The 24,266-nt window shown below is 62.3% G+C and carries 23 protein-coding genes; 14 read left to right on the top strand and 9 right to left on the bottom strand.

All coding sequences use genetic code 11. The features are described from left to right. Positions 1-218: 218 nt before the first annotated feature. Positions 219-587: an SH3 domain-containing protein gene (locus NKI73_RS01345; protein WP_352627304.1), complete on the bottom strand. Its 369-nt coding sequence runs from the start codon at positions 585-587 to the stop codon at positions 219-221. A gap of 116 nt (positions 588-703) precedes the next feature. On the opposite strand from NKI73_RS01345, the gene NKI73_RS01340 reads away from it, so the two are divergent. The 3 genes from NKI73_RS01340 (at position 704) to NKI73_RS01330 (ending at position 4,001) form a co-directional block, all read left to right on the top strand. Beyond that, positions 704-2,827 (top strand): S9 family peptidase, encoded by a 2,124-nt coding sequence (locus tag NKI73_RS01340; protein ID WP_352626771.1) that lies wholly within the window; start codon positions 704-706, stop codon positions 2,825-2,827. Then, positions 2,824-3,450 (top strand): LysE family translocator, encoded by a 627-nt coding sequence (locus tag NKI73_RS01335; protein ID WP_352626769.1) that lies wholly within the window; start codon positions 2,824-2,826, stop codon positions 3,448-3,450. The genes NKI73_RS01340 and NKI73_RS01335 overlap by 4 nt, the downstream gene beginning before the upstream one ends. Before the next feature lie 149 nt (positions 3,451-3,599). Beyond that, positions 3,600-4,001: an SET domain-containing protein gene (locus tag NKI73_RS01330; protein ID WP_352626768.1), complete on the top strand. Its 402-nt coding sequence runs from the start codon at positions 3,600-3,602 to the stop codon at positions 3,999-4,001. Here NKI73_RS01330 and NKI73_RS01325 read toward each other — a convergent pair. From NKI73_RS01325 to NKI73_RS01310, 4 genes are all read right to left on the bottom strand, one after another. Further along, the gene (locus NKI73_RS01325; protein WP_352626766.1) at positions 3,998-4,948 is read right to left on the bottom strand and encodes a c-type cytochrome; all 951 of its coding nucleotides are present in this window, start codon (positions 4,946-4,948) and stop codon (positions 3,998-4,000) included. The two genes, NKI73_RS01330 and NKI73_RS01325, sit on opposite strands and share 4 nt — an antisense overlap. Before the next feature lie 9 nt (positions 4,949-4,957). After that, positions 4,958-5,395: a c-type cytochrome gene (locus NKI73_RS01320; protein WP_352626764.1), complete on the bottom strand. Its 438-nt coding sequence runs from the start codon at positions 5,393-5,395 to the stop codon at positions 4,958-4,960. Between the two features lie 216 nt (positions 5,396-5,611). Beyond that, complete coding sequence (locus NKI73_RS01315; protein WP_013532667.1) at positions 5,612-6,211, bottom strand: superoxide dismutase; 600 nt, start codon at positions 6,209-6,211, stop codon at positions 5,612-5,614. Between the two features lie 107 nt (positions 6,212-6,318). Beyond that, complete coding sequence (locus tag NKI73_RS01310) at positions 6,319-7,197, bottom strand: branched-chain amino acid aminotransferase (protein ID WP_352626762.1); 879 nt, start codon at positions 7,195-7,197, stop codon at positions 6,319-6,321. 156 nt (positions 7,198-7,353) lie between these two features. Between NKI73_RS01310 and NKI73_RS01305 the strand changes: the two genes are divergently transcribed. After that, positions 7,354-8,016, top strand: a complete 663-nt coding sequence (locus NKI73_RS01305; protein WP_352626760.1) for a haloacid dehalogenase type II — start codon at positions 7,354-7,356, stop codon at positions 8,014-8,016. Between the two features lie 174 nt (positions 8,017-8,190). Then, positions 8,191-9,015 carry a L,D-transpeptidase gene (locus NKI73_RS01300; RefSeq protein WP_352626758.1) on the top strand — a complete coding sequence of 275 codons (825 nt, stop codon included), beginning with the start codon at positions 8,191-8,193 and terminating at the stop codon, positions 9,013-9,015. A 36-nt stretch (positions 9,016-9,051) separates the two neighbouring features. Here NKI73_RS01300 and NKI73_RS01295 read toward each other — a convergent pair whose 3' ends face one another. After that, on the bottom strand, positions 9,052-10,599 hold the full coding sequence (locus NKI73_RS01295; protein WP_352626756.1) for a helicase HerA-like C-terminal domain-containing protein: 1,548 nt from the start codon (positions 10,597-10,599) through the stop codon (positions 9,052-9,054). 279 nt (positions 10,600-10,878) lie between these two features. Between NKI73_RS01295 and NKI73_RS01290 the strand changes: the two genes are divergently transcribed. From NKI73_RS01290 to NKI73_RS01275, 4 genes are all read left to right on the top strand, one after another. Then, the gene (locus NKI73_RS01290) at positions 10,879-12,321 is read left to right on the top strand and encodes a methylmalonyl-CoA mutase subunit beta (RefSeq protein WP_352626754.1); all 1,443 of its coding nucleotides are present in this window, start codon (positions 10,879-10,881) and stop codon (positions 12,319-12,321) included. Next, positions 12,318-14,435 carry a methylmalonyl-CoA mutase gene (gene scpA, locus NKI73_RS01285; protein WP_352626753.1) on the top strand — a complete coding sequence of 706 codons (2,118 nt, stop codon included), beginning with the start codon at positions 12,318-12,320 and terminating at the stop codon, positions 14,433-14,435. Before NKI73_RS01290 ends, scpA begins: the two co-directional genes overlap by 4 nt. A gap of 71 nt (positions 14,436-14,506) precedes the next feature. Next, positions 14,507-14,737 carry an AbrB/MazE/SpoVT family DNA-binding domain-containing protein gene (locus NKI73_RS01280; protein ID WP_227348380.1) on the top strand — a complete coding sequence of 77 codons (231 nt, stop codon included), beginning with the start codon at positions 14,507-14,509 and terminating at the stop codon, positions 14,735-14,737. Next, positions 14,734-15,120, top strand: a complete 387-nt coding sequence (locus NKI73_RS01275; protein WP_352626751.1) for a type II toxin-antitoxin system death-on-curing family toxin — start codon at positions 14,734-14,736, stop codon at positions 15,118-15,120. Before NKI73_RS01280 ends, NKI73_RS01275 begins: the two co-directional genes overlap by 4 nt. Here NKI73_RS01275 and greA read toward each other — a convergent pair. Further along, positions 15,117-15,590 (bottom strand): transcription elongation factor GreA, encoded by a 474-nt coding sequence (greA, locus tag NKI73_RS01270; RefSeq protein WP_352626750.1) that lies wholly within the window; start codon positions 15,588-15,590, stop codon positions 15,117-15,119. The genes NKI73_RS01275 and greA overlap by 4 nt on opposite strands. 120 nt (positions 15,591-15,710) lie before the next feature. Here greA and NKI73_RS01265 point away from each other — a divergent pair, with 120 nt between their 5' ends. Beyond that, a complete protein-coding gene (locus NKI73_RS01265; RefSeq protein WP_352626749.1) occupies positions 15,711-17,087 on the top strand; it encodes a TIGR03808 family TAT-translocated repetitive protein in 1,377 nt (458 codons plus the stop codon). Positions 17,088-17,095: 8 nt separating this feature from the next. On the opposite strand, the gene NKI73_RS01260 is transcribed toward NKI73_RS01265, so the two are convergent. Continuing rightward, positions 17,096-18,100, bottom strand: coding sequence for an asparaginase (locus NKI73_RS01260; protein ID WP_352626746.1), 1,005 nt, complete (start codon positions 18,098-18,100; stop codon positions 17,096-17,098). Between the two features lie 28 nt (positions 18,101-18,128). Next, positions 18,129-19,295, bottom strand: a complete 1,167-nt coding sequence (locus NKI73_RS01255) for an acetyl-CoA acetyltransferase (RefSeq protein WP_352626745.1) — start codon at positions 19,293-19,295, stop codon at positions 18,129-18,131. Positions 19,296-19,495: 200 nt separating this feature from the next. Here NKI73_RS01255 and betI point away from each other — a divergent pair, with 200 nt between their 5' ends. From betI to betA, 4 genes are read left to right on the top strand one after another with little or no spacing between them, the layout of a single operon-like run. Next, positions 19,496-20,086 (top strand): choline-binding transcriptional repressor BetI, encoded by a 591-nt coding sequence (gene betI, locus NKI73_RS01250; protein ID WP_352626744.1) that lies wholly within the window; start codon positions 19,496-19,498, stop codon positions 20,084-20,086. Continuing rightward, positions 20,083-21,612, top strand: a complete 1,530-nt coding sequence (gene betC, locus NKI73_RS01245; protein WP_352626742.1) for a choline-sulfatase — start codon at positions 20,083-20,085, stop codon at positions 21,610-21,612. The genes betI and betC overlap by 4 nt, the downstream gene beginning before the upstream one ends. Further along, positions 21,612-22,613, top strand: coding sequence for a threonine/serine dehydratase family protein (locus NKI73_RS01240; RefSeq protein ID WP_352626740.1), 1,002 nt, complete (start codon positions 21,612-21,614; stop codon positions 22,611-22,613). The genes betC and NKI73_RS01240 overlap by 1 nt, the downstream gene beginning before the upstream one ends. Beyond that, positions 22,606-24,258: a choline dehydrogenase gene (gene betA / locus NKI73_RS01235; RefSeq protein WP_352626739.1), complete on the top strand. Its 1,653-nt coding sequence runs from the start codon at positions 22,606-22,608 to the stop codon at positions 24,256-24,258. The genes NKI73_RS01240 and betA overlap by 8 nt, the downstream gene beginning before the upstream one ends. Positions 24,259-24,266: the final 8 nt, after the last annotated feature.

The raw sequence follows: 24,266 nt of genomic DNA, 5'->3' as shown, positions 1-24,266 counted from the left end.
CTCGCGCCAACCAGCAACGGCTGACGCAACGTCAGCTCGCCGTTACATTCGTGGTAACTCACAAATCAGGCTTCAATGCTTGATTTTTCTTGGCTACTGCACGCGCAAGCTTGGTTGTTCATATCTGTCCACAAAACCACAGGTTGCCGTCGTCCTGTGCAAAGCAATCAGGCGACATGCCTGTCATCCGACCGGATCGATTGATCGCCGCCGCATAATCAATGCGGGGTGATGTATTTGCCGTAGGCCCACCCGATGACGAAGTTGCCGTTCTGGGCCGGGTCATGCCAGACTTCGCACCAGCGATAGCGAACCGTCTGTTTCTGCTTCCACGTCGGCTGGTTGGCGATGTCGAGCAGGTTTATCCCGCCGGTGCATCGTCCGGTCATCTGCAGAACGGTCCCGTTGGGGTATGCTGCCTGCTTCTGGGACGTATCCGAAGGGTATTTGCGCACATTGAGCGTGTCGCCGAACGGTACATTGGCCACTTGCCAAGCCGCGAATACGGTCGCATGAGACTGGCCGGCAAAGGCCAGAGTTAGCGAAGCAACGGCGAAAGCCGCGGCAGTCCGAGACCAAATAGTCATCATCTCTCCTCCCGGCTCATCTCCTGGAGCCGGCACAACCCATGCGCTGCGGCTCTTGAACCCGCCCTGATCAGCGTGTTCATTCGCCATTCAAGATTCTTCTAAAGCGAGACGCAATGACCAAGACATCCGCATTTCCGATCGTCAGCCCGCCAACGCCCGAGAAGCGGCCGGTTTTCGACACGCATCACGGCATAACACGAACCGACGACTATGCCTGGCTGCGGGCCGACAACTGGCAGGAGATGTTCCGGGACCCGTCATTGCTCGATGCGGGGATCCGCGCTGAGCTGGAGGCAGAGAATGTCTACCAGTCAAAGTTGATGGCCGACACGGTCGAGCTGCAAAAGCAGCTTTTCAAGGAGATGAAGGGCCGTATCAAGGAAGACGATTCTTCCGTGCCGATGAAGGATGGACCCTATGCCTATGGTTCGTCCTTCAAGCTTGGCGGCGAACAGCCGCGCTATTTCCGCATGGCGCGTGACGGGGGCGCCGAGCATATCCTGCTCGACGGCGACGCGGAGGCCGCGGGCAAGGCCTATTTCCGCCTTGGCGGCGTCGATCACTCGGCCGACCACGCCAAGCTCTTGTGGGCATTCGACGACAAGGGCTCCGAATTCTACACGCTTCGCGTGCGTGACCTTGCCGATGGCAAGGAGCTTGCCGACCAGATTTCCGACACCGGCGGTTCAGGCGTCTGGAACGCCGGCAATGACGGCTTCTTCTATACGCGTCTCGATCCCAACCACCGTCCGTCCAAGGTGCTGTTCCATGCGCTGGGCGCCAGCCCGGAAAGCGACCGGCTGATCTATGAGGAAACCGATCCCGGCTTCTTCATGAATGTCGACGGCACCCGCAACAACGAATGGATCATGATCGGCATCAACGATCACGAGACGTCGGAATACCGCCTGATGCGCGCCAGCGACCCGTTTGCCGAACCGAAACTGGTCTCGGCGCGTGAGATTGGCCTTCAGTACGATCTGGAAGAAGGCGGCGACATCTTCTTCATCCTGACCAATGCCGACGGCGCCAAGGATTTCAAGATCATGACGGCGCCAGCGAGCGATCCGGTCCGCGCCAACTGGCAGGAACTGGTGCCGCATGAGCCCGGCCGGCTGATCCTGTCGGTGATCGGCTTCAGGGACCACATGGTCCGGCTCGAACGCAAGGAAGGCCTGCCGCGCATTGTCGTGCGCGACCGCAGCAGCGGCGAAGAGCACCTTCTGTCCCTCGATGAGGAGGCTTTCTCGCTCGGCCTCTCGGGTTCCTATGAGTACGACACCGAGATCATGCGCTTTTCCTATTCGTCGATGACAACGCCGGCCCAGGTGTTCGACTACAATATGTGCACCCGCGAGCGGGTGCTGCTCAAGACGCAGGAAGTGCCGACCGGCCATGACGCGGACCACTATGTCACGCGGCGGCTGATGGCGCCGGCCAGCGATGGCGAATTGGTGCCGATCTCGCTCTTGCACCACCGCGACACGCCGCTGGATGGATCCGCGCCGTGCCTGCTTTACGGCTACGGTTCCTATGGCATCACCGTGCCGGCCGCTTTCAATACCAACTGGTTCTCGCTGGTCGACCGCGGCTTTGTCTTCGCCATCGCCCACGTCCGCGGCGGCAAGGACAAGGGCTATGGCTGGTACGATGACGGCAAGCGGGCGCATAAGATGAATACGTTCACGGATTTCATCGCCTGTGCGCGCCACCTTGTTGCCGAGCGCTACACGGCGCATGAGCGCATCGTCGCGCAAGGCGGTTCGGCCGGCGGCATGCTGATGGGCGCCATCGCCAACATGGCGCCGGATTGTTTCGGCGGCATCGTCGCCGAGGTTCCGTTCGTCGATGTGTTGACCACGATGCTTGACGCCAGCCTGCCGCTGACGCCGCCGGAATGGCCGGAATGGGGCAATCCGATCGCGTCCGCCGACGATTACCGGAATATCGCTGCCTACTCGCCCTATGACAATGTCGCCGCGCTCGACTATCCGCCGATCCTGGCGCTGGCCGGCCTCACCGATCCGCGCGTCACCTATTGGGAACCGGCCAAATGGGTGGCGCGGCTGCGCGACCGCAAGAGCGGCAACAATCCGGTGCTGTTCAAGATCAACATGGATTCCGGACACGCCGGTGCCTCCGGCCGGTTTTCAAGGCTGGAGGAGATCGCCTACACCTATTCGTTTGCGCTGAAGGTGACGGGCAAGGCACATATTGCAGGAGCAACCCACAAATGATCGATCTCACCACCTTGACCGCTTACATCGCGGTCGTGCTTGGCTTCGTCTTCATTCCAGGCCCCGCCACCCTGCTGACGATCGCCCGGGCAACGAGTTCGGGAACCAAGGTTGGCATCGCGACCGGCGCCGGAATCGCGGCCGGCGATGTGTTTCACACCGTCATGGCGATGGTCGGCATTTCGGCGATCATCGCCACGTCGGCGACGCTGTTCAGCCTCATAAAATACATCGGCGCGGCCTACCTGGTTTATCTCGGCATTCGCGCGATCATCGAGAAGACACCGGCCGATCCGGCTGCCGGTGGGCTAGCGATCTCCGCCGGCAAGGCATTTCGACAGGCTGTCCTGACCGAAGTGCTCAACCCCAAGACCGCGCTTTTCTTTCTCGCTTTCCTGCCTCAGTTCGTGCGGCCTGAAAACGGATCGGTAATGCTTCAGTTGACCACATTGGGGATCATCTTTGTCATGCTTGGCCTTTTCAGCACGGTCGTCTTTGCCGTGAGCGCCGGTCGGCTCGGCGCGTTCCTGCGCCGAAATCCGACGGTGCTGCGATGGCAAGGCAAAATTGTTGGCGGCATCTACTGTGCTCTGGGTGTTCGGCTCGCGCTGCAGCAGCGCTGACGGAGAGAGGCGAGGTCTGTCAGTCGTGCTGGCGATCATGATTTTTTGAATTCGGCACTGCTCATTTCACTCGCAATTGCGATGGCCGCGCGCTACCCAGTGCGCGGCTTTCCCAGGCCCCGACAGCCCCAATCGCATAAAGGTCCGTCATGCTGCTCGTCGACGTCTATCTCGACAAATCGCCCATCCAGGGCATCGGCGTCTTTGCCAGGAACGCCATTCCCCGCGGCACGCTGATCTGGAAGCTGGATCCACGGTTCGACCGGCTCATCGAGGTCGAGACTTATGAGCGCGAAGCCGGGCCGGTGAAGAACTATCTCGACCGCTACTCCTATCCCGACCGGCGCGATCCGAACTACATCGTCTTCGAAGCCGACGACGCGCGCTACATGAACCATGACGACGAACCGAATTGCGATGTCTCCTCGCCCGAGGAGACCTACGCCTTGCGCGACATCGCACCCGGCGAGGAGTTAACCTGCAACTACAACCACTTCTTCGAAACAGGCTTCGACTTTCTCGGCGACCGCCACCTGTCATCCGAAGACTAGTTCGTCGTCTTCTTGCGCGCCGGATAGCCGTTTGGATGCGGCGGTATTGCTTTGAGATAGGCGGCGATGGCCGCACGGTCCTCTGGCGTCAATTGGGCCATGTTGCGCTGCACGTCGACCATGGCGCCGCCGACGGAATCGAAATCAGGCGTAAAACCAGTTTCGAGGTAGTTGGCGATGTCGGCTTCCGACCAATTGCCGATACCACCCTCGCCCGATGTGATGTTGGGCACGATGCCCTTGCCTTCGGCAGCCACGGCACCGGCCAGCCATTCGCTCTTTTTCGTGCCGCCCGCAAAGTCGCGCGGCGTGTGGCATTCGCCGCAATGGCCTGGCCCTTCGACCAGATAGCGGCCGGCCATCACCGGATTTGGCGTGCCTTCGGCAAACGCAACGACCGGCTGGTCGCTGAGGTAGAGTAGTTTCCACAGGCCGATGCCGCGACGAATGTTGAAGGGAAAACTGAGCGAATTGCCCGGCGCTCTGCCGGCGACGGCCGGCAATGTCTTCAGGAAGGCGTAGAGGTCGGCAATGTCGACCGCGTTCATGCGCGCGTAGGAAGCATAGGGAAATGCCGGATAGAAATGCTCGCCCGAGGGCGAGACACCCTTCAGCATGGCGTTGGCGAGGTCCTCGACCGACCACGCGCCGATGCCGTCCTTGGGATCTTGCGAGATGTTGGGCGGCACGAAGGTGCCGAACGGCGTCTTGAGTTCGAACCCACCCACGAGTTGAAGCCGCGCATCGCCCTGCGAGCCCGGCTTTGCATGGCAGGAGGTGCAACCGCCGGCATAGAAAATGCGCTTGCCCTTGGCCGCGTCGCCAGGACCGAGCTTGACCGGGATCTCACTGTCGAGCCTCACCGGCGCCGACAGAACCCACCCGGCAGCCGCGCCGACGCCGCCCAGAACGACGAGGGCGCCGACGAGTTTTTTCAGCCAGGGCATCGCCCGCTATCAGCCTTTTTTCACCCGATAGGTCTGGTGGCAGGTGCCACAATTGGACGCGATGGTGCCAAACTGCGTCTTCAACGCATCGACATCGGCAGGAGCGGCGGCGATCCCTGCCTTGATGTCGGCCAGATATTTGTCGTTGGCGGCCTTGAAGCCAGCCATGTCTCCCCAAATCTTCGGCGACGCCGTGGTATCGCCGGTGTCGCTGCCCGCCGGGAACAGCGCGTCGACATCCAATTTCTCCTCATTCGCTTGCAAGGCCTGCAGTGCCGTCAGCACCGCCGCGGCGTCAAAAGGCTCCTCGCCCTTGACCACTTTCGACAGGCCGCCGGCGATCTTTCCGCGTTCCTTCATCAGAGCCTGCCGATCGAGGATCGGGTCGGCAAAGGCCGCCGACGCCGCGAGGGCGAGCGTAGAGATGGCGATAACAAGCTTTCTCATTCAATTGGCTCCGTGATGAAGGCATTTCGGGACAGGACGTTAACGGATGCTACAGGGGGAAAATTCCCTTCCCCGGATGATTTTTTGGCAAACTTTTGCTGTTACGGGAACTTAGACGCAGAAAAAGAAAAGCCCCGGGGATGTGAACTGGCCCCCGAAAGTTGGACATCAACCTTCGGGGGCCAGTTCAGATGCCGGGGCTTTTCTGAAAATCGATCACTTGGCCTTTTCGTACAACTCCAGCACGTGATCCCAGTTGATCAGGCTGTCGACGAACGCCTCGAGATATTTCGGCCGGGCGTTGCGATAGTCGATGTAGTAGGAGTGTTCCCAGACATCGACGCCGAGGATCGGCGACGCGCCATGGACGAGCGGGTTCTCGCCATTCGGCGTCTTCGAGATCGCCAGCTTGCCGTCCTTGACCGAGACCCAGGCCCACCCAGAGCCGAACTGCGTCGTTCCGGCGGCAATGAAGTCGGCCTTGAACTTGTCATAGCCACCGAGATCGCTATCGACCGCCTTCTGCAGGGCGCCCGGCAGTTTGTTGCCGCCGCCGCCCTTCTTCATCCACTTCCAGAAATGGATGTGGTTGTAGTGCTGGGCGGCATTGTTGAAGAGGCCGGCATTCTTGCCGAACGACTGCTTGACCACCTCTTCGACCGACAGATCGCCCAAGCCGGCCTCGGCAGCGAGCTTGTTGCCGTTGTCGACATAGGCCTTGTGGTGCTTGTCGTGGTGATATTCCAGCGTCTCTTTCGACATGTAAGGCTGCAACGCCTCATAGTCGTAAGGCAGAGCGGGCAATTCAAAAGCCATCGATAGTACTCCCTCGTGGAAAAATCCGGTGTCGATACCGGACTAAGATAGGTCTGGAATGGGTTGGGGCAACTCCGGAATGAAGCGCCGATCGCCTTTTTATCCGCTCAGGCGGCGGAAGTCGAATGCGCCCAATCCCAATAGAGTTCGCGCGCCTTCTTGGCCACCGGACCGGGCTGCAGGTTGCGATCCTCGATACGCGTGATCGGCACCACTTTGGAATGGTTTCCGGTCGAGAAGATTTCGTCCGCTTCGAGGAAATCGCGCACCGACAGCGTCTTTTCGGTGGTCTTGAAGCCATATTCGCCAAGCAGCGTCATTGTGCGCGAGCGGGTGATGCCGGACAGGAAGGTGCCGTTTGGCGCCGGGGTCAGCACATGGCCGTCCTTGACCAGGAAGATGTTCGAGGTTCCGGTCTCGGCGACGTTGCCCAGCATGTCGAGCACCATTGCGTTGTCGAAGCCACGCATCTTGGCTTCAAGAATGGCACGGCCGTTGTTGGGGTAGAGGCAGCCGGCCTTGGCGTTGGTCGGCATGGTTTCGATGGTCGGGCGCCGGAACGGCGACACAGTCACCGAGAAGCCGGTCGGCGGGATCATCGGCGATTCATAGAGGCAAAGGCAGAAGCGGGTCGATGCGGGATCGGCCGGCACGCCCATATAGCCGCCATGCTCGGCCCAGTACATCGGCCTGATGTAGACCGCCGTCTTGCCGTCGAACTTCTTCAACCCATCCCATGTCAGCCCGACGATCTTGTCGGCGGTCATCGACGGCTTGAGGCCGAGTGCAATCGCCGAAGAATTCACCCTGGCGGCGTGAAGATCGAGGTCCGGCGCGACGCCCTCGAACCAGCGGCCGCCGTCGAACACGCTGGTGCCGAGCCACATGGCGTGGCTGCGCGGCCCCAGAATGGCGACATTGCCCTCGTACCAATCACCATCGACGAAAGTCCATGTCGCGGATTGCGCCGCAGCCGCCAGTGTCATCGTGTTGTCCCGTCTCAATCGGTCTGTTGTGACGGCCATTGGAAGATGCTTTGGCGGGCGCCGTCAACCAGCATCGAGGAGTTTTGTTGAGGCCAGCGCCGGAGCCGCTGCAATCAAGGCTTGCACCTTGTCGCGCCTGCCCTCAAAACTGTTGTCATGCAATACGCCGCCTATGTCTTCGACGCCTATGGCACGCTGTTCGACGTGCATGCCGCCGTGCGCCGTCATGCCGATCGGATTGGGCCGGAGGGCCAATTGTTGTCCGAGATATGGCGCGCCAAGCAGCTCGAATATTCCTGGGTGCGCACGCTGATGGGCGCCTATGCCGATTTCTGGCAGTTGACTGAACAGGCGCTCGATTTCGCCCTGCGCAAAGTTCCCTCGGCCGATCCCGGCCTCAAGGCGACATTGCTGGATGCCTACTGGCGGCTGGACTGCTATCCGGAAGTGCCGGCCGTGCTCAAGGCGCTCAAGGCTTCGGGAGCGAGACTGGCGATCTTGTCCAACGGCTCGCCCGAAATGCTGCAGGCAGCGGTCAAATCCGCCGCGCTCGACCAGGTTCTGGACGATATCTATTCCGTCGATACGGTCCAGCGCTTCAAGACCGATCCGGCGGTCTACGACATGGTCGCCACCGGTTGGCGCCTCTACCCCGGCGCGGTTTCCTTCCAGTCCTCCAATCGCTGGGATATCGCAGGCGCCACCAAATTCGGTTTTCGCACGGTGTGGATCAACCGTTCCAATCAGCCCGAAGAATACCGGGACTTCCCGCCGGCCCTGATCCTGCCGTCGCTCGAAGCTTTGGTGCCGGGTAGCTGAGACACGCACGTGTGTCCCTGGCGCCACAGTGGCGACGCGGTCACAGCTTCGCCTTTGTTTGTCCACCTTCAGGCCAGAATCGGAACCGCCTATCGCCCCAGGTGTTGTCAGGCACCCGCGCAACGGTCGGAGCATTGACGCTTTGTTGCGATTTGAGACTTAAAGAAGGCAACCATGTCCAAAACCGAAATCGAATCCTATCGCCTGAGCCGTCGTGTCTTTCTCAACGCCGCAGCATTGGGCGCCGCCTCGATCGCGGTTTCAGCATGTGCGACCACCGGACCGGGGCCGGTTGAACCCCCGCCGCCAACCTATGTCGAGCCGCCGCTCGCCGACTACGCGACGATGTACGCGGCCGTCAGCGATGGCGGCTTCGATTTGCCGGCAATCCCCTTCGACAGGATCGATCCGCAGTTCCTGCGCCAGATCGTTCCCGACCCGACCGGGCAGAAGCCGGGAACAATCGTCGTCGATACCACCGGCCATTTCCTCTACCTGGTTCGCCCCGGCGGCCAGGCAATCCGTTACGGTGTCGGTCTCGGCCGCGCCGGCTTCGAATGGTCCGGCGATGCCGTCGTCCAGTGGAAGCAGAAATGGCCAAAGTGGACACCGCCGGATGAAATGATCGCCCGGCAGCCGGAACTGAAGCCATACAGCGCGGACAATGGCGGCATGCCCGGCGGGCTGAAGAATCCGCTCGGCGCGCGCGCGCTCTATCTCTTCCAGGGCAACGTGGACACGCTCTACCGCCTGCACGGCTCGCCGGAATGGAAGTCGATCGGCAAGTCGGTCTCGTCAGGCTGCGTGCGTCTGATGAATCAGGACATCATCGACCTCTATGATCGCGTGCCGTCGAAGACCCCGGTCGTCGTGACCAGCGACGCCAGCCAGCCGGTGGTGGCGACGGCCAACCGCAAGGCTATTCCGATCGATGCCGGTGTGCCGGACGGATCAGTGCTGCTCGGCCCCGTAAAGGCGATCACCGACTCGATCTTCTGAGCCAACGAGGCAGCGGCAACGCCGCTGCCTCAAGTCCTAACGTCCCCTCGACAAGCTGCCCAATATCCCGCGCACGATCGCCCGGCCGACCGACGAGCCGACGGATCGCACCACCGACTTGATCGCCGCCTCGGCCACGGTCTGGCGATTGGACGGGCGCGGCGCAGGCGCGCGCCTGCCACCGGATTGGGGTGCCGGATCGTCATTGCCGAAGCCCGGGATGGTCCAGCGCGAGCCGCCGCTGCCGGCCTGCTGCGCCTGCTCTTCGGCATCCTGCGCGTCCTTGGCCTTTTTCTGCAGCATCTCGAAGGCCGATTCGCGATCGACGACCTGATCGTACTGACCGGCGACCGGGCTTTCCTGGATCAGCTTTTGTCGCTCGGCCACTGTTATAGGCCCAAGCCGGGAGGATGGCGGGCGGATCAGCGTCCGCTGCACCATGGACGGAATACCCTTGGCCCCAAGCGTCGAGACCAGCGCCTCGCCGGTGGCGAGCTGGGTGATGGCGGTCATGCAGTCGAAATCGGGATTTGGCCGGAACGTTTCGGCCGCCGTCCTCACCGCCTGCTGCTCACGTGGCGTATAGGCGCGCAGCGCGTGCTGTACGCGATTGCCGAGCTGGGCGAGAACTTTTTCAGGGATATCCAAAGGGTTCTGCGTGACGAAATAGACACCGACGCCTTTCGAGCGGATCAGGCGGACCACTTGTTCGACGCGGTCGATCAGCACTTTGGGTGCTTCGTCGAACAGAAGATGCGCCTCGTCGAAGAAGAACACCAGCTTCGGCTTGTCCGGGTCGCCGACTTCCGGCAGCACCTCGAACAGTTCCGACATCAGCCATAACAGGAAGGTCGCGTAGAGCCGTGGGTTCATCATCAGCTTGTCGGCGGCAAGCACGCTGATGGCGCCGCGCCCGTCGCGGGTAGTGCGCATGATGTCGGCGATGCGCAGTGCCGGCTCGCCGAAGAAGTTTGCCGCGCCCTGCTGCTCCAGGACCAGCAGCGTGCGCTGGATCGCCCCGACCGAGGGCTTCGTTACATTGCCGTAGCGCGAGCCGATCTCGTCGGCGCGCTCGGCGATGTTGGCGAGCAGCGCCTGCAGATCCTTCATGTCGAGCAGCAGCAGACCTTCTTCGTCCGCCAGTCGGAAGGCGATGTTCATGATGCCTTCCTGCGCCTCGGTCAGGTTCATCAGGCGCGACAGCAACAACGGCCCCATTTCCGAAACCGTGGCGCGGATCGGATGGCCCTGTTCGCCGAACAGGTCCCAGAAGATGACCGGAAATTCCTGGAAGTCATAGGGGTCGAGCTTGACCTGTTCGGCCCGCTTGACGAGAAAATCCTGCGCTGTGCCCATCATGGCGATGCCGGACAGGTCACCCTTGATGTCGGCGCAGAACACCGGCACACCGGCGTTGGAAAAACCTTCGGCCAGGATCTGCAAGGTGACGGTCTTGCCGGTACCGGTGGCGCCGGTCACCAAACCGTGGCGATTCCCATATTGCAGCAACAGCTGCTCGGCACGCTGATAGCTGTCGTCGGGCTTGCGGCTGGCGCCGATGAAAATACTGGTGTCGTCAGCCATATGTCCGGTCTCCGCAAACTGATGTGTTAAAGCCAGTGGCCTTGCCGCAGGTATAGTGAGGCCGTTGCGCAGCGACAATGCCGATCCTAAAAATCGGTTTTTTGGAGCTTGCGAATTTTGCAGGTGTTTGGCAATCGTTCATGGTTCGTCCACGCAGGTCGACCTATATCTGATGGATCGAATTCGGCCGCTGAAAGCGCATTGCATTGCGATATCGGACCGGGGACCGTAGACTGAATTGCTCTAGGCAGGTGCGGCCGCATAAAACGAGGAAAACGGATGGGCGCCGGAGCCTTGACCAGGGATGTCGAACCCGAGAACGCCGAGCGCCAGCGATGGCTGGCCCTGGCGGAAAAGGCGCTGGCCGGCGCATCCTTCGAGGAGAAGCTGGTCTCGCATACCGACGACAACATCCGCATCGAACCTCTCTACGACCGCAGCACCTCGGCGGAACCGATCGTGCGCGCAAATCCGAAATCGCCCTGGATCGTCAGCCAGCGCATCGACGATCCGGATATCGACCGCGCCAGGACCCAGGCTCTGGAGGACGTGGCACAAGGCGCTACGGGATTGTCGCTTGTCTTCGAAGGGGCGCCGAACGCGTTCGGCTACGGCCTGCCGAGAACGGCGAAAGCGCTGGAGACGGTGCTGGACGGCGTGCCGCTCAACCGCATCCAGGTTCGCATCGACGCCCATCCCTGGAGCCGCGCCGTGGCCGACTGGCTGGTGGCGTTCCTGAGCAAGCGCCGGTCCGACCCGGCAAAGCTCAACCTCTCCTTCGGCATCGATCCGGCGGCGATCTTTGCCGGAACCGGCCGGCTGCGCATGTCGATCGAGGCGTTGCAGGCCTCAATGCCGCAATCGCTGGCGCATTTCTTCTCGATGGGCGTTCCGGGCGTGCTGCTGGAGGCGGACGGGCGTGTGTTCCACAACGCCGGCGCGACGGAAGCGCAAGAGCTTGGCATCATGCTGGCTTCGGCGGTTTCCTACCTTAGAATGTTCGAGACGGCGCGGCAGCCGCTTGTCTATGCGGCACCCCATATCGGCTTTGCGCTCAGCGTCGACCAGGACCAGTTGCTGTCGATGGCCAAGGTGCGAGCTTTGCGCAGGCTCTGGGCACGGGTGCAGGAGGCCTGCTCGATCCCGACCTCCACGGCCAATATCCATGCCGAGACGTCGTTTCGCATGATGACGGCGATGGATCCGGAGACCAACATACTGCGTACCACGATTGCCTGCTTTGCCGCGGCGTCCGGCGGTGCCGATTCGATCTCGATCTTGCCGCACACGATCGCGCATGGTTTGCCGGCGGGGTTTGCGCGTCGCGTTGCCCGCAACGCGCAACTGATCATGGCCAATGAAAGCCATGTCGATCATGTCGCCGATCCCGCCTATGGTTCCGGCGCGATCGAAGCGCTGACCGCCGAACTCTGCGAGATTGCCTGGGCGGAATTGCAGACAATCGAGGCCGAGGGCGGCATCCTGTCCAGCCTTCGGGACGGACATATCCAGAAGCGCGTTCACGCCGCGGCAGCGCAGCGCAATGCGGCCTACCGGGCAGGCGAGCGGACCATCATCGGCACGACGCTTTACCCGATGAAAAGCGAACGTCCGGTCGAGACGTTGGCTGCGGAACGGCGGCCGGCCTTCACCGAAGGCGTTGCCGTTTGCGAGCCCCTGTTTCCGGCCGGCATCGACCAATCGATCGGAGCCGCCTCTTGATCCCCGATTTCAGCCAGGTCGGCTGGGTGCCGCCACGCCGCGTTCCCGTCGAGGTCAAGGGCCAGCGGACGACGCCGGAAGGCCTTGTCGCCAAGCATTTGTACAATCAAAGCGACCTCAAGGAGTTGCCGCATCTCGACACCTATCCGGGCCTGCCGCCCTTCGTGCGCGGCCCATACCCGACCATGTATGTCCAGCAGCCCTGGACGATCCGGCAATATGCTGGCTTCTCGACGGCAGAAGAATCCAACGCTTTTTACCGGCGCAATCTGGCCGCTGGCCAGAAGGGGCTGTCGGTCGCCTTCGATCTTGCCACGCATCGCGGCTATGATAGCGACCATCCGCGCGTTGCCGGCGACGTCGGCATGGCGGGCGTCGCCATCGATTCCATTCTCGACATGCGCCAGCTCTTCGACGGCATTCCGCTCGGCGAGATGACCGTGTCGATGACGATGAACGGCGCGGTGCTGCCGATCATGGCGCTCTACATCGTCGCGGCTGAAGAACAGGGCGTTGCGCAGAAGGATCTCGCCGGAACCATCCAGAACGACATTCTGAAGGAGTTCATGGTCCGCAACACCTACATCTATCCGCCAAAGCCCTCGATGCGGATCGTGTCGGACATCTTCTCCTACACGTCTAAGAACATGCCGAAGTTCAATTCGATATCGATCTCCGGCTACCACATGCAGGAGGCCGGCGCGACGGCCGACCTTGAGCTCGCCTATACGATTGCCGATGGCATCGAATATGCCCGCGCCGGCGTTGCGGCGGGCCTCGACATCGACCGCTTCGCGCCGCGCCTGTCCTTCTTCTGGGCGATCGGCATGAACTTCTTCATGGAAGTCGCCAAGCTTCGTGCGGCGCGCCTGTTGTGGGCGACGTTGATGAAGAAGAATTTTTCGCCGAAGGACGAGCGCTCGCTGTCGCTGCGTACCCATTGCCAGACCTCGGGCTGGTCGCTGACGGCGCAGGACCCCTACAACAACATCATCCGCACCATGATCGAGGCGATGGCCGCGACGCAGGGTCACACGCAGTCGCTGCACACCAATTCCTTCGACGAGGCAATGGCGCTGCCGACCGACCACTCGGCACGGATCGCGCGCAACACGCAGCTCATCCTGCAAAAGGAATCCGGCACCACGCGCGTCATCGATCCGTGGGGCGGCTCGGCCTATCTCGAACGGCTGACACATGATCTCGCGGCGCGCGCGCTCGCCCATATCGAGGAGGTCGAGGCGCTCGGCGGTATGGCCGCCGCGACCGAACAGGGCATTCCCAAGCTGCGCATAGAGGAAGCCGCCGCACGCACGCAGGCGCGCATTGATTCCGGCGAGCAAATGCTGGTCGGCGTCAACGCGCATCGGCCCGAGACCGACATCGAGGTCGACGTGCTGAAGATCGACAATGCCGAAGTCAGGGCCCGGCAATTGTCGAAGCTGCAACGGCTGAAGGGCACGCGCGATGTCGCCGCTGTCGAAAGCGCACTCGATGCGCTGACCCGTGCCGCGCAAGGCAATGAAAACCTGCTGGAGTTCGCTATCCGCGCCGCGCGCGCCAATGCCACGGTCGGCGAGATTTCATTTGCGTTGGAAAGGGTCTTTGGTCGCCACGTCGCCACGGTGCAGACCATTTCCGGCGTCTATCGCAAGGCCCTTGGCGATCATCCCGTGGTCGACGGGCTGCAGGACAAGCTTGACGCCTTTGAAAAGAAAACTGGCGGCAAGCCGCGCATTCTCGTCGCCAAGATGGGACAGGACGGCCACGATCGTGGGCAGAAGGTTATCGCCACGGCCTTCGCCGATCTCGGCTTCGACGTCACCATCGGAGCGATGTTCCAGACACCCGATGAGATCGCCAGGCTCGCCGTCGCGCAAGACGTCCACATCGTCGGCGCCTCGTCACTGGCGGCGGGACACCTGACTCTCATCCCCGAACTGCGCGACGCGCTGAAGAAGCTTGGCCGCGGCGATATGCTGATCGTTGCCGGCGGCGTCATCCCGCCACAGGACTATGACGCAGTGCTGCAAGCCGGCGCGGCGGAGATATTCCCGCCTGGCACCGTCATTCCGGAGGCGGCGGATCGCTTGCTGGACCGGCTGCTGGCCTAGGTCTGTTATAATACCCGTTGCAACAGCGTGCCAATCGAGTTATAATCGACGTTGCAACAGGATGATCCATCATGAACACGACCATTCGCAAGATCGGCAATTCCGAAGGTGTGATCCTGCCGAAGGATCTGCTCGATCGTTTGAACATGAAGGCGGGCGACAGCATCGTCATCGTTCAGGAAGGCGATGAGCTTCGTTTGCGCCGCACCGAGGATAGCGCCGAAGAGTTCGAGCGCAAGATGAAGATCGCACGTGAGCGGATGAAAAAATACGAGGTTGCCTACCGCGCGCTCGCGAAATGACCGAACATCATTCGCGGGAGTTCGTGGAGTCGCTTCACGCCGAGCAGTTGCGCCTGCACGGCGGGGCGGCAGGTATACGCGATGAGGGCATGCTGGAATCGGCGCTCTCCCGTCCACAGCAGCGAGAGATCTATGGCGATCCGGATTTGTGCGAACTGGCGGCGGCATACCTGTTCGGCATCGCCAAGAACCATCCATTCGTCGACGGCAACAAGCGTACTGCCTTTGCCGCAGCCGATTTGTTTCTTTATTTCAACGGATTAAGCATTGAGGCCGACCAGCAGGACGTCATCCAACTGGTCTTGATGGTTGCCGCTGGCGAAATCGACGAGACTGGCGCCACAGCCTTCTTCCGCGATCATGTCGTCAAGCTAGAGGATTAGCTGTCGGAGAGCTTGACGATTTCCCATTCCTTGCCGTTGACGCTTGCCACGTCGCCGACCTTCTTGCCGAACAGAGCGACCGCCATTGGCGATACGTGCGAAATCGTGCCCTTGGCCGGATTGGCTTCGTCCTCGCCGACGATTTTCCAGTGCACCTTCCTGCCGTCATCGCCCTCAAGTGTGACGCCCATGCCGAACCGCACCAAGTCGCTGCCCGGCTCCGGCACGGATAGCTCGGCGCTTTCGCGCCGGGCGGTCCAATAGCGCAGGTCACGCGACACCACCGCGATGCGCTCGCGGTCTGCCTTCCTTTCGGCTTTCGCCAGTATGTCGCGCAACTCGGCCAGATTGTCCTCGATCTGTGCCAGGCCATGCTCCGTCACCAGATTGCGGTGCTGGCTGATCGGCCGCTCGCCGACACCGGCGATGGCGTTTTCGCTGTCTTCCTCACGCGTGAAAGCTCTGCTCATTTCCTGAACTTAGGCGCGGAAAGGCTGCTCGACAAGCCATTGTCGTTGCCCTCGGGAGGAGAGGCAGGCCGGCTGGCACGATTCCTGCGGTGTCAGGGTTGAAAGCCAGGACCTGTGCCGATGTTGAACAGACGAACGCTGCTGACCGGAACCGCCGGCTTTGCCGTCATGGGCCTCTCGCTTGGCAAGGCGGCGGCCGCCAGCCTGACCGGTATCGAGAAAGCCTCGATGCGCGGCTCGATCAATGCCACCGAACTTGGCGTGCAGCCCGGCACCTTCGATGATCAGAGCAAGGCCTTCGCCAAGCTGTTGCGCGATGCCAACGACCGCGACATGCCGGTGTTCCTGCCACCCGGCACCTATATCGTATCTAACCTCTCGCTGCCCAGCCGCGTGCGTCTTTCCGGCGTGCCGGGCGCAACGCGCATCGTCTATGGCGGCGACGGTCATCTGTTCATGGCCGAGCAAGCCGACCATATCGAACTCACTGGGTTGGTCTTCGACGGCTCGAACCGTACGATGGGCGATTATGCGCAAGGGCTGCTCGATCTGCGCCGGGTCGCTCATCTGGTCGTCGACAATTGCCAGATCACCGGCAGCGGCAAGAACGGGCTGGCGCTGGAACACGCGGCGGGCCGGGTCGAACGTTCGGAAATATCGGGGGCTGCCGATGCCGGCATCTATTCGGTCGAGGCCGGGGGGCTGGCGATCACGGGCAACACCGTCTCCGACTGCGCCAATGGCGGCATCCTCGTGCACCGCTGGCAGGCAGCGGAAGACGGCACCATGGTGACTGGCAACCGCGTCGAACGTATCCGGGCGCGCAGCGGCGGAACCGGACAGAACGGCAATGGCATCAACGCCTTTCGCGCCGGCAACGTGGTTATTTCAGGCAACATCGTCTCGGACTGCGCCTTCTCGGCAATCCGCGCCAACAGCGCCAGCAATCTGCAGATATCGGGCAACACCTGCTCGCGTTCGGGGGAGACAGCAGTTTACTCCGAGTTCTCCTTCGAAGGCGCCATCATCAGCAACAACATCGTCGACGGCGCCGCCAACGGTATCTCGATCGTCAATTTCAACGAAGGCGGCCGCATGGGCGTCTGCTCCAGCAACATCGTGCGCAATCTGTCGACCAGCGGCCCCTACCCCGCCGACGCGCCTGGATTCGGTGTCGGCATCGGCGTCGAAGCCGACACGACCGTTTCCAACAACGTCATCGAGAACGCGCCGCTCTATGGCATGCAGATCGGCTGGGGACCGTATCTGCGCAATGTCGTCGCCACCGGCAACATCATCCGCAAGGTTGGTACCGGCATCGTCGTGTCGGTGGTCGAGGGCGCCGGCACGGCGGTCATTTCAGACAATGTCATCGACAGTGCGCAGAATGGCGCCATTGTTGGCCAACGCTGGGCCCAGCCGGCGACAGGCGATCTCTCCTCGTCAAACGATACCGGATATGCGCATCTGACCGTCGAGCGCAATCACGCCAGTTGAGGGCCGTTTTAATTCAGGGCGCCGGTGGGCCTCAGCGCCCCGACCTTGGCACCGTTCCGGCTTTCGATTGGCGCGTTCGCCAAGTCGGTCAGCTTAGCTGCCAAGGCCTCGTCAGCGCGCAACAGTTTGGCAAGAACGGTGGCAACCATGGCTTCGCCGGCGCGGCCGGCGCCATCATCGCATTTGAGCGCAATGCCGAGACCAAGTTCCGGAATTGCGGCACAATAGACGCCTTCGGCGCCGCCTTTCGTAAAAATCCGCCCTGGTGCGGCCTCCATAAGCGCGACGTCTTCGCGGCCGGTGCCGGCAACGAAAAAGGGCTCGGCCATGCAGGCAGCCAGCAGGCGCTTCGCGGCCTTGGCTCGCTCGGGACCAAAACCATTTGTCGTTGCCATGCGGGCAAAGCCAAGCGCGAAGCTCCGGAGCGGCACCGCATAGGTCGGGATCGAGCAGCCATCGGTCGCACGTTCGTCCGCGCCATGGACAGCGCCCGTCACCGCCTGCATGGCGTCTCGCACCATCGCCTGCAGGCCGTGCCCCGGCTTGACATAGCCGCGGTGCGCAATGCCGGCATGGACGCATGTGCAGAGGAAGCCGGAATGCTTGCCGGAGCAATTGTTATGCAATGCATTTGGCGAGCCGCCGGCCCGGGCGAGTGCGATCTCGGCGTCATGATTGGACGGCCAATGCGTGCCGCATTCGAGTGCCGAGACGTCCAGCCCGGCCTTGGCCAGCATCGACCGCGCCAGTTCGACATGCGCCGGCTCGCCCGAATGGGACGCGCAGGCAAGCGCCAGTTCGCGGTTGCCGAAGCCATAGGCGTCGGCCGCGCCGCTTTCGACCAGCGGCAATGCCTGAATCGCCTTGACCGCTGAGCGCGGGAACACCGGCTTGGCCGTATCGCCGATTTCCCAGACCGGCTTGCCGTCGGCATCGAAGACTGCGACCGCGCCACGATGCGCGCTCTCGACGATCGCGCCGCGCGAGACTTCGATCAGAACCGGATTTGTCATGGCTACCCCGAAAAAATACGGGCTGCTTCTACCTGATCCGGTCCAATATTGAAACGTAGTTGGCGACCGCCGCACCGCCCATATTGAAGATGCCGCCGAGTTTTGCGCCCGGCACCTGAATGCCGCCGGCCTCGCCGACAAGCTGCATGGCAGTCAAGACATGCATGGACACGCCTGTGGCGCCGATCGGGTGGCCCTTGGCCTTCAGCCCGCCGGACGGATTGACCGGCAGGCGGCCATCCCTAGCCGTTGTGCCGTCCAGCGCCAGTCTGGCGCCCTCTCCCGGTTTGGCCAGACCCATCGCCTCATATTCGATCAGTTCGGCGATGGTGAAGCAATCATGCGTCTCGACGAAGGAGAGATCGTCGACCGTCACACCGGCCGATTTCAGCGCCCGGGTCCAGGCCTGCTCGCAGCCTTCGAAGGTGAGGATGTCGCGCTTCGACATCGGCAGGAAATCCTGCACATGCTCGTTGGCGCGGAAGGCAACGGCACGGCGCATCTTCAGTGCCGTCGCGGTGTCGGCGAGAATAAGGGCGGCAGCGCCGTCGGAGACCAGCGAGCAGTCGGTGCGCTTCAGCGGGCCGGCAACGAACGGGTTCTTCTCGCTCTCCTGGCGGCAGAACTCGTAGCCGAAATCCTTGCGCATCTGCGCATAGGGATTGTCGACGCCATTCTTGTGGTTTTTGGCGGCAATCATCGCCAGCGCGTCCGACTGGTCGCCATAGCGCTGGAAATAGGCCTGCGCGATCTTGCCGAAGACACCGGCAAAACCCGCCGGCGTCTCGCCATCCTCGGGCAGATAGGAGGCCTTGAGCAGGTTCTTGCCGATCTCGGGACCGGGCGTCGTCGTCATCTGCTCGGCGCCAACCACCAGCACGATGCGGGCGGCATTGGCGTCGATGGCGCGGATGCCTTGCCGGACCGCCGCCGATCCGGTGGCACAGGCGTTCTCGACGCGCGTCGCCGGCTTGAAGCGTAGCCGGTCGTCGGCCTGAAGCACCAAGCTGGCAGTGAAATCCTGCGCCGAAAAGCCGGCATTGAAATGGCCGAGCACGATCTCGTCTACCTCGTCCGGGCCGATGCCGGCATGGTCGAGCGCGTCCGTTGCCACCTTGACGATGAGGTTTTCGAGCGTTTCGCCCTCAAGCTTGCCGAAGCGCGAATGCGCCCAGCCAACGATACATGCGGTCATGGCGGTCTCCATCCTTGGCGCCAGCCTAGCACGTGGCTGGTTGGCGCACCTCGCATTTATTGTTCAAATATAAACAATCGTGCCCGCTTCGTGAAGGGCTGGAACCGGACAATCGCTTGGTACAGACGAAACCAGTGCCGATTTTTTTGTTGATTGACCCGTCAATAAAAAATAATCTTGCTTCAAAGGATCATAGCGAGATGCCGAAAGTCGGAATGGAGCCATTGCGCCGCAAGGCGCTCATCGACGCGACGATCTCGGCGATCGGCGAGCGCGGTTCGCTCGACGTCACCATGTCCGAGATCGCCGGGCGCGCTGGTGTATCCTCCGCGCTTGCCCATCACTATTTCGGCGCCAAGGACGAGCTGCTGTTGGCAACGATGCGCCACATCCTGGCCGAACTGACCGCCGACACGTTGCGCGCCCTTGGTTCAGCCAGCACCGCGCGCGAGCGCGTCTCGGCGGTGGTTGCCGTCAACTTCTCCGACATCCAGTTCCAGCCGCAAACCATCGCCGCCTGGCTTGCCTTCTATGTCGAGGCACAGAAATCCTCTGCCTTGCGCCGGCTGCTCAGGGTCTACGCGCGGCGCCTGCACTCCAATTTGATGAGCGGCCTGACCGGCATCTTGCCCCGAGCCGAAGCCGACCGCGCCGCCGAAGCGACGGCGGCGATGATCGACGGGCTTTACATCAGGCGGGCGCTGAAGGACGGCGTGCCTGATGCCGCGACCGCGATCGCGCTGGTCGAGGACTATCTCGAAACCAAACTTGGCGAACGGCGCAAACAGTGACAACGAAGCGACCCAATTTCCTCATCGTCATGGTCGATCAGCTCAACGGGACCCTGTTTCCGGACGGGCCGGCAGAGTTTCTGCACACACCGCATCTGAAAGCGTTGGCCGCACGTTCGGCGCGCTTTGCCAACAACTACACGGCCTCGCCGCTCTGCGCACCGGGTCGTGCCTCGTTCATGAGCGGGCAGTTGCCGTCGCGCACCGGTGTCTATGACAATGCGGCCGAATTCGTCTCATCGATCCCGACCTTCGCCCATCATCTGCGCGCTGCCGGCTACTACACCTGCCTGTCGGGCAAGATGCATTTCGTCGGGCCGGATCAGCTTCACGGTTTCGAGGAGCGGCTGACCACCGACATCTACCCGGCCGATTTCGGCTGGACGCCGGACTACCGCAAGCCCGGCGAGCGTATCGAATGGTGGTACCACAATCTGGGCTCGGTGACCGGCGCCGGCGTCGCCGAGATCACCAACCAGATGGAGTATGACGACGAGGTCGTGTTCCTGGCCACGCAGAAGCTCTATCAGCTTTCGCGCGAACAGGATGATGCGAACCATCGGCCCTGGTGCCTCACCGTCTCGCTGTCGCACCCGCACGATCCCTATGTCGCGCGCAAGCAGTATTGGGATCTCTATGAGCATTGCCAGGCGCTGGATCCGGAAACCGGGTTCATCGCGGATGACGAGCAGGATGCGCATTCCCGGCGGCTGTACCACGCCAGCGACTATCCCTCTTTCGAGATCACGCCGGAGCAAGTGCGTCGTTCGCGGCGCGGCTATTTCGCCAACATCTCCTATGTCGACGACAAGCTCGGCGAGCTCCTGGACGTTCTCGAGCACACCCGCATGGCCGACGACACAATCATCCTGTTCTGCTCGGACCACGGCGACATGCTCGGCGAGCGCGGCCTGTGGTTCAAGATGACCTTCTTCGAGGGTTCGGCGCGGGTGCCGCTGATGATTGCCGGCAAGGGCGTTCGCGCCGGGCTGATCGAGACGCCGGTTTCCAATCTCGACGTGGCGCCGACGCTTTGCGACCTCGCCGGTATCGACATCGCTGCGATCGCACCGTGGACCGACGGCCAGTCGCTGCTGCCGCTCACCAAGGGCATCGAGCGCACCGCGCCTGTGTTGATGGAGTATGCGGCGGAAGGCTCCAGCGCGCCACTCGTTGCAATCCGCGACGGCAGATACAAATTCGTCCATTGCGAACTCGATCCGCCGCAACTGTTCGATCTCGAAGCCGATCCGCTCGAGCGAAACAAGCTGGCCGACGACCCCGCCAATGATGGCCTGGTGGCTGATTTCATGGACAAGATTCGGGCGCGTTGGGACATGGCCGGCTTCGACGCCGCCGTGCGCGAAAGCCAGGCGCGCCGCTGGGTGGTCTATCCGGCGCTGCGCAACGGCGCTTATTACCCCTGGGATTTCCAGCCCCTGCAGAAGGCCTCGGAGCGGTTCATGCGAAACCACATGAACCTCGACAATCTCGAAGAGAGCAAAAGGTATCCGCGAGGCGAATGATGTCAGACCTTCTCGTCCCCTCCCTTGACCATCTCAGGCAGGCCTATGCCGTCACCTCCCGGGCGACGCAGATCACGCCGCTGCTGGAATCGGCAGCCTTGACCAGAGAGACGGGGGCGGCCCGCGTCTTCATCAAGCCGGAATCGCTGCAATGGGCCGGCTCGTTCAAGGTGCGCGGCGCCTATTGGCGCCTGAAGCAGCTTTCGGCCGACGAGGCGAGGAAAGGCGTCGTCGCCTATTCCTCCGGCAATTTCGCGCAAGGGCTGGCGGCTGCCGGCCAGGCGCTCGGCATTCCCGTGACCATCGTCATGCCGATCGATGCACCGGCCGCCAAGCGCGACGCGACGGCAGGTTATGGCGCTCGTGTCGTGCTGACCGACCATGGCGAGCGAGCGCGTGAAGAGGTCGCCGCCGCCAAGGCACGCGAGATCGCCGAGACCGAAGGACTTGCCCTGCTGCATCCGTTCGACGACCCGGAAATCGTCGCCGGCCAGGCAGGCGCCGGGCTCGAAGCGCTCGACCAACTCGAAGCCAAGGACGCCAGCGCCGATCTCTTGTTTTGCTCGGTCGGCGGCGGTGGGTTGATCGGCGGCGTTTCGCTCGCCTTCCACTATCTCTCGCCAGTCACCGAGATCATCGGCGTCGAGCCGGAGGGTTTCAACGGCATGGGTTCGTCGCTGGCGCATGGCAGCATCGAGACGATGCCGATCGGCCCGAAATCGATCTGCGACGGGCTGATGTCGCGACGGCCGGGCGACGCGCCGTTTGCGGCTGTGAAGGCCGCCGGTGTCCGCGGTATCACGGTCGACGATTCCTCGGTGCGGCGCGCGATGCGAATCGCCTTCGAGCGGTTGAAGCTGGTGCTCGAACCGTCGGGCGCGGCGTCGCTGGCGGCACTGCTCGGCGGCAAGGTGGATGTGAAGGACAAGACCGTCCTTGTTGTGGCTACCGGCGGCAATGTCTCGCTCGCCGATTTTATGGCGCATATGAACCATGCTTGAAGCGGATTTCGTCATCATCGGCTCCGGCTCGGCCGGCTCGGCCATGGCCTATCGCCTGTCGGAAGACGGCAAGCATTCGGTCATCGTCATCGAATTCGGCGGCAGCGATATCGGGCCGCTGATCCAGATGCCGTCGGCGCTGTCGATCCCGCTCAACATGAGCCTCTACGATTGGGGCTTTGCCAGCGAGCCGGAGCCGCATCTCGGCGGCCGCGTGCTGGCGACGCCGCGCGGCAAGGTCATCGGTGGTTCGTCCTCGATCAACGGCATGGTCTATGTGCGCGGCCACGCCCGCGACTTCGACCATTGGGCCGAAGAGGGTGCGGCCGGCTGGGGCTTCGCCGATGTGCTCCCCTATTTCAAGCGGATGGAGGATTCGGATGGTGGCGAGGATGGCTGGCGCGGCCACGGCGGGCCACTGCATGTGCAGCGCGGCTCGCGCCGCAATCCGCTCTACGGCGCCTTCGTAGAGGCCGGCCGCCAGGCCGGGTTCGAACTGACCGACGACTACAACGGTTCGAAGCAGGAAGGTTTCGGGCCGATGGAGCAAACCATCAGCGGCGGACGCCGCTGGTCGGCGGCATCAGCCTATCTGAAGCCGGCTCTCGGACGCAAAAATGTCAGCCTGATCAAGGGCTTTGCGCGGCGGGTGATCATCGAGAATCAACGCGCCATCGGTGTCGAGATCGAAGCTCACAAACAGATTCAGGTCGTTAAGGCGCGACGCGAGGTGATCGTCGCCGCCTCGTCGATCAATTCACCCAAGATCCTGATGCTGTCCGGCATCGGCCCTGCCGAGCATTTACGCGAAAACGGCATTCCAGTGCTGGCCGACCGGCCCGGCGTCGGCCGCAATTTGCAAGACCATATGGAACTCTACATCCAGCAGGAATCCTTGCTGCCGATCACGCTCAATTCAGTGCTGAATCCGTTCTCGAAGGCGCGCATCGGCGCGCAATGGTTGTTCTTCAAGACCGGGCTTGGCGCCACCAACCACTTTGAGGCGGCCGCCTTCGTGCGCTCGCGCGCCGGCGTCGACTACCCCGATATCCAGTACCATTTCATCCCGGCGGCGGTTCGTTATGACGGCAAGGCGGCTGCGAAGTCGCACGGTTTCCAGGCGCATGTCGGGCCGATGCGCTCGAAGTCGCGCGGCTCGGTGACGCTGCGCTCGCCGGACCCGAAATCGAAGCCGGTGATCCGCTTCAACTACATGTCGCACCCAGACGACTGGACGGAGTTCCGCCACTGCATCCGACTGACGCGCGAAATCTTCGGACAGTCGGCGTTCGATCCCTATCGGGGCCAGGAAATCTCGCCGGGCTCGCGCGTGCAGTCGGACGACGACCTCGACATCTTCATCAGGGATCACGCCGAGAGCGCCTACCATCCCTGCGGCACCTGCAAGATGGGCCGCGCCGACGACATGATGAGCGTCGTCGATCCGGAGTGCCGGGTCATCGGTGTCGACGGCTTGCGGGTCGCCGATTCCTCGATCTTCCCGCGCGTCACCAACGGCAACCTCAATGCGCCCTCGATCATGACCGGCGAGAAGGCATCCGACCACATCCTTGGCCGCACGCCTCTGGCGCCGTCCAACCAGGAACCATGGATCAATCCGCGCTGGCAGGCGTCGGACAGATAGAGCATGAT

The organism is Mesorhizobium sp. M0496 (assembly GCF_040321205.1).
Lineage (GTDB): Bacteria > Pseudomonadota > Alphaproteobacteria > Rhizobiales > Rhizobiaceae > Mesorhizobium.
Note: the sequence above shows the minus strand (reverse complement) of the source record. Positions and strands in the feature narration are given on the sequence as shown.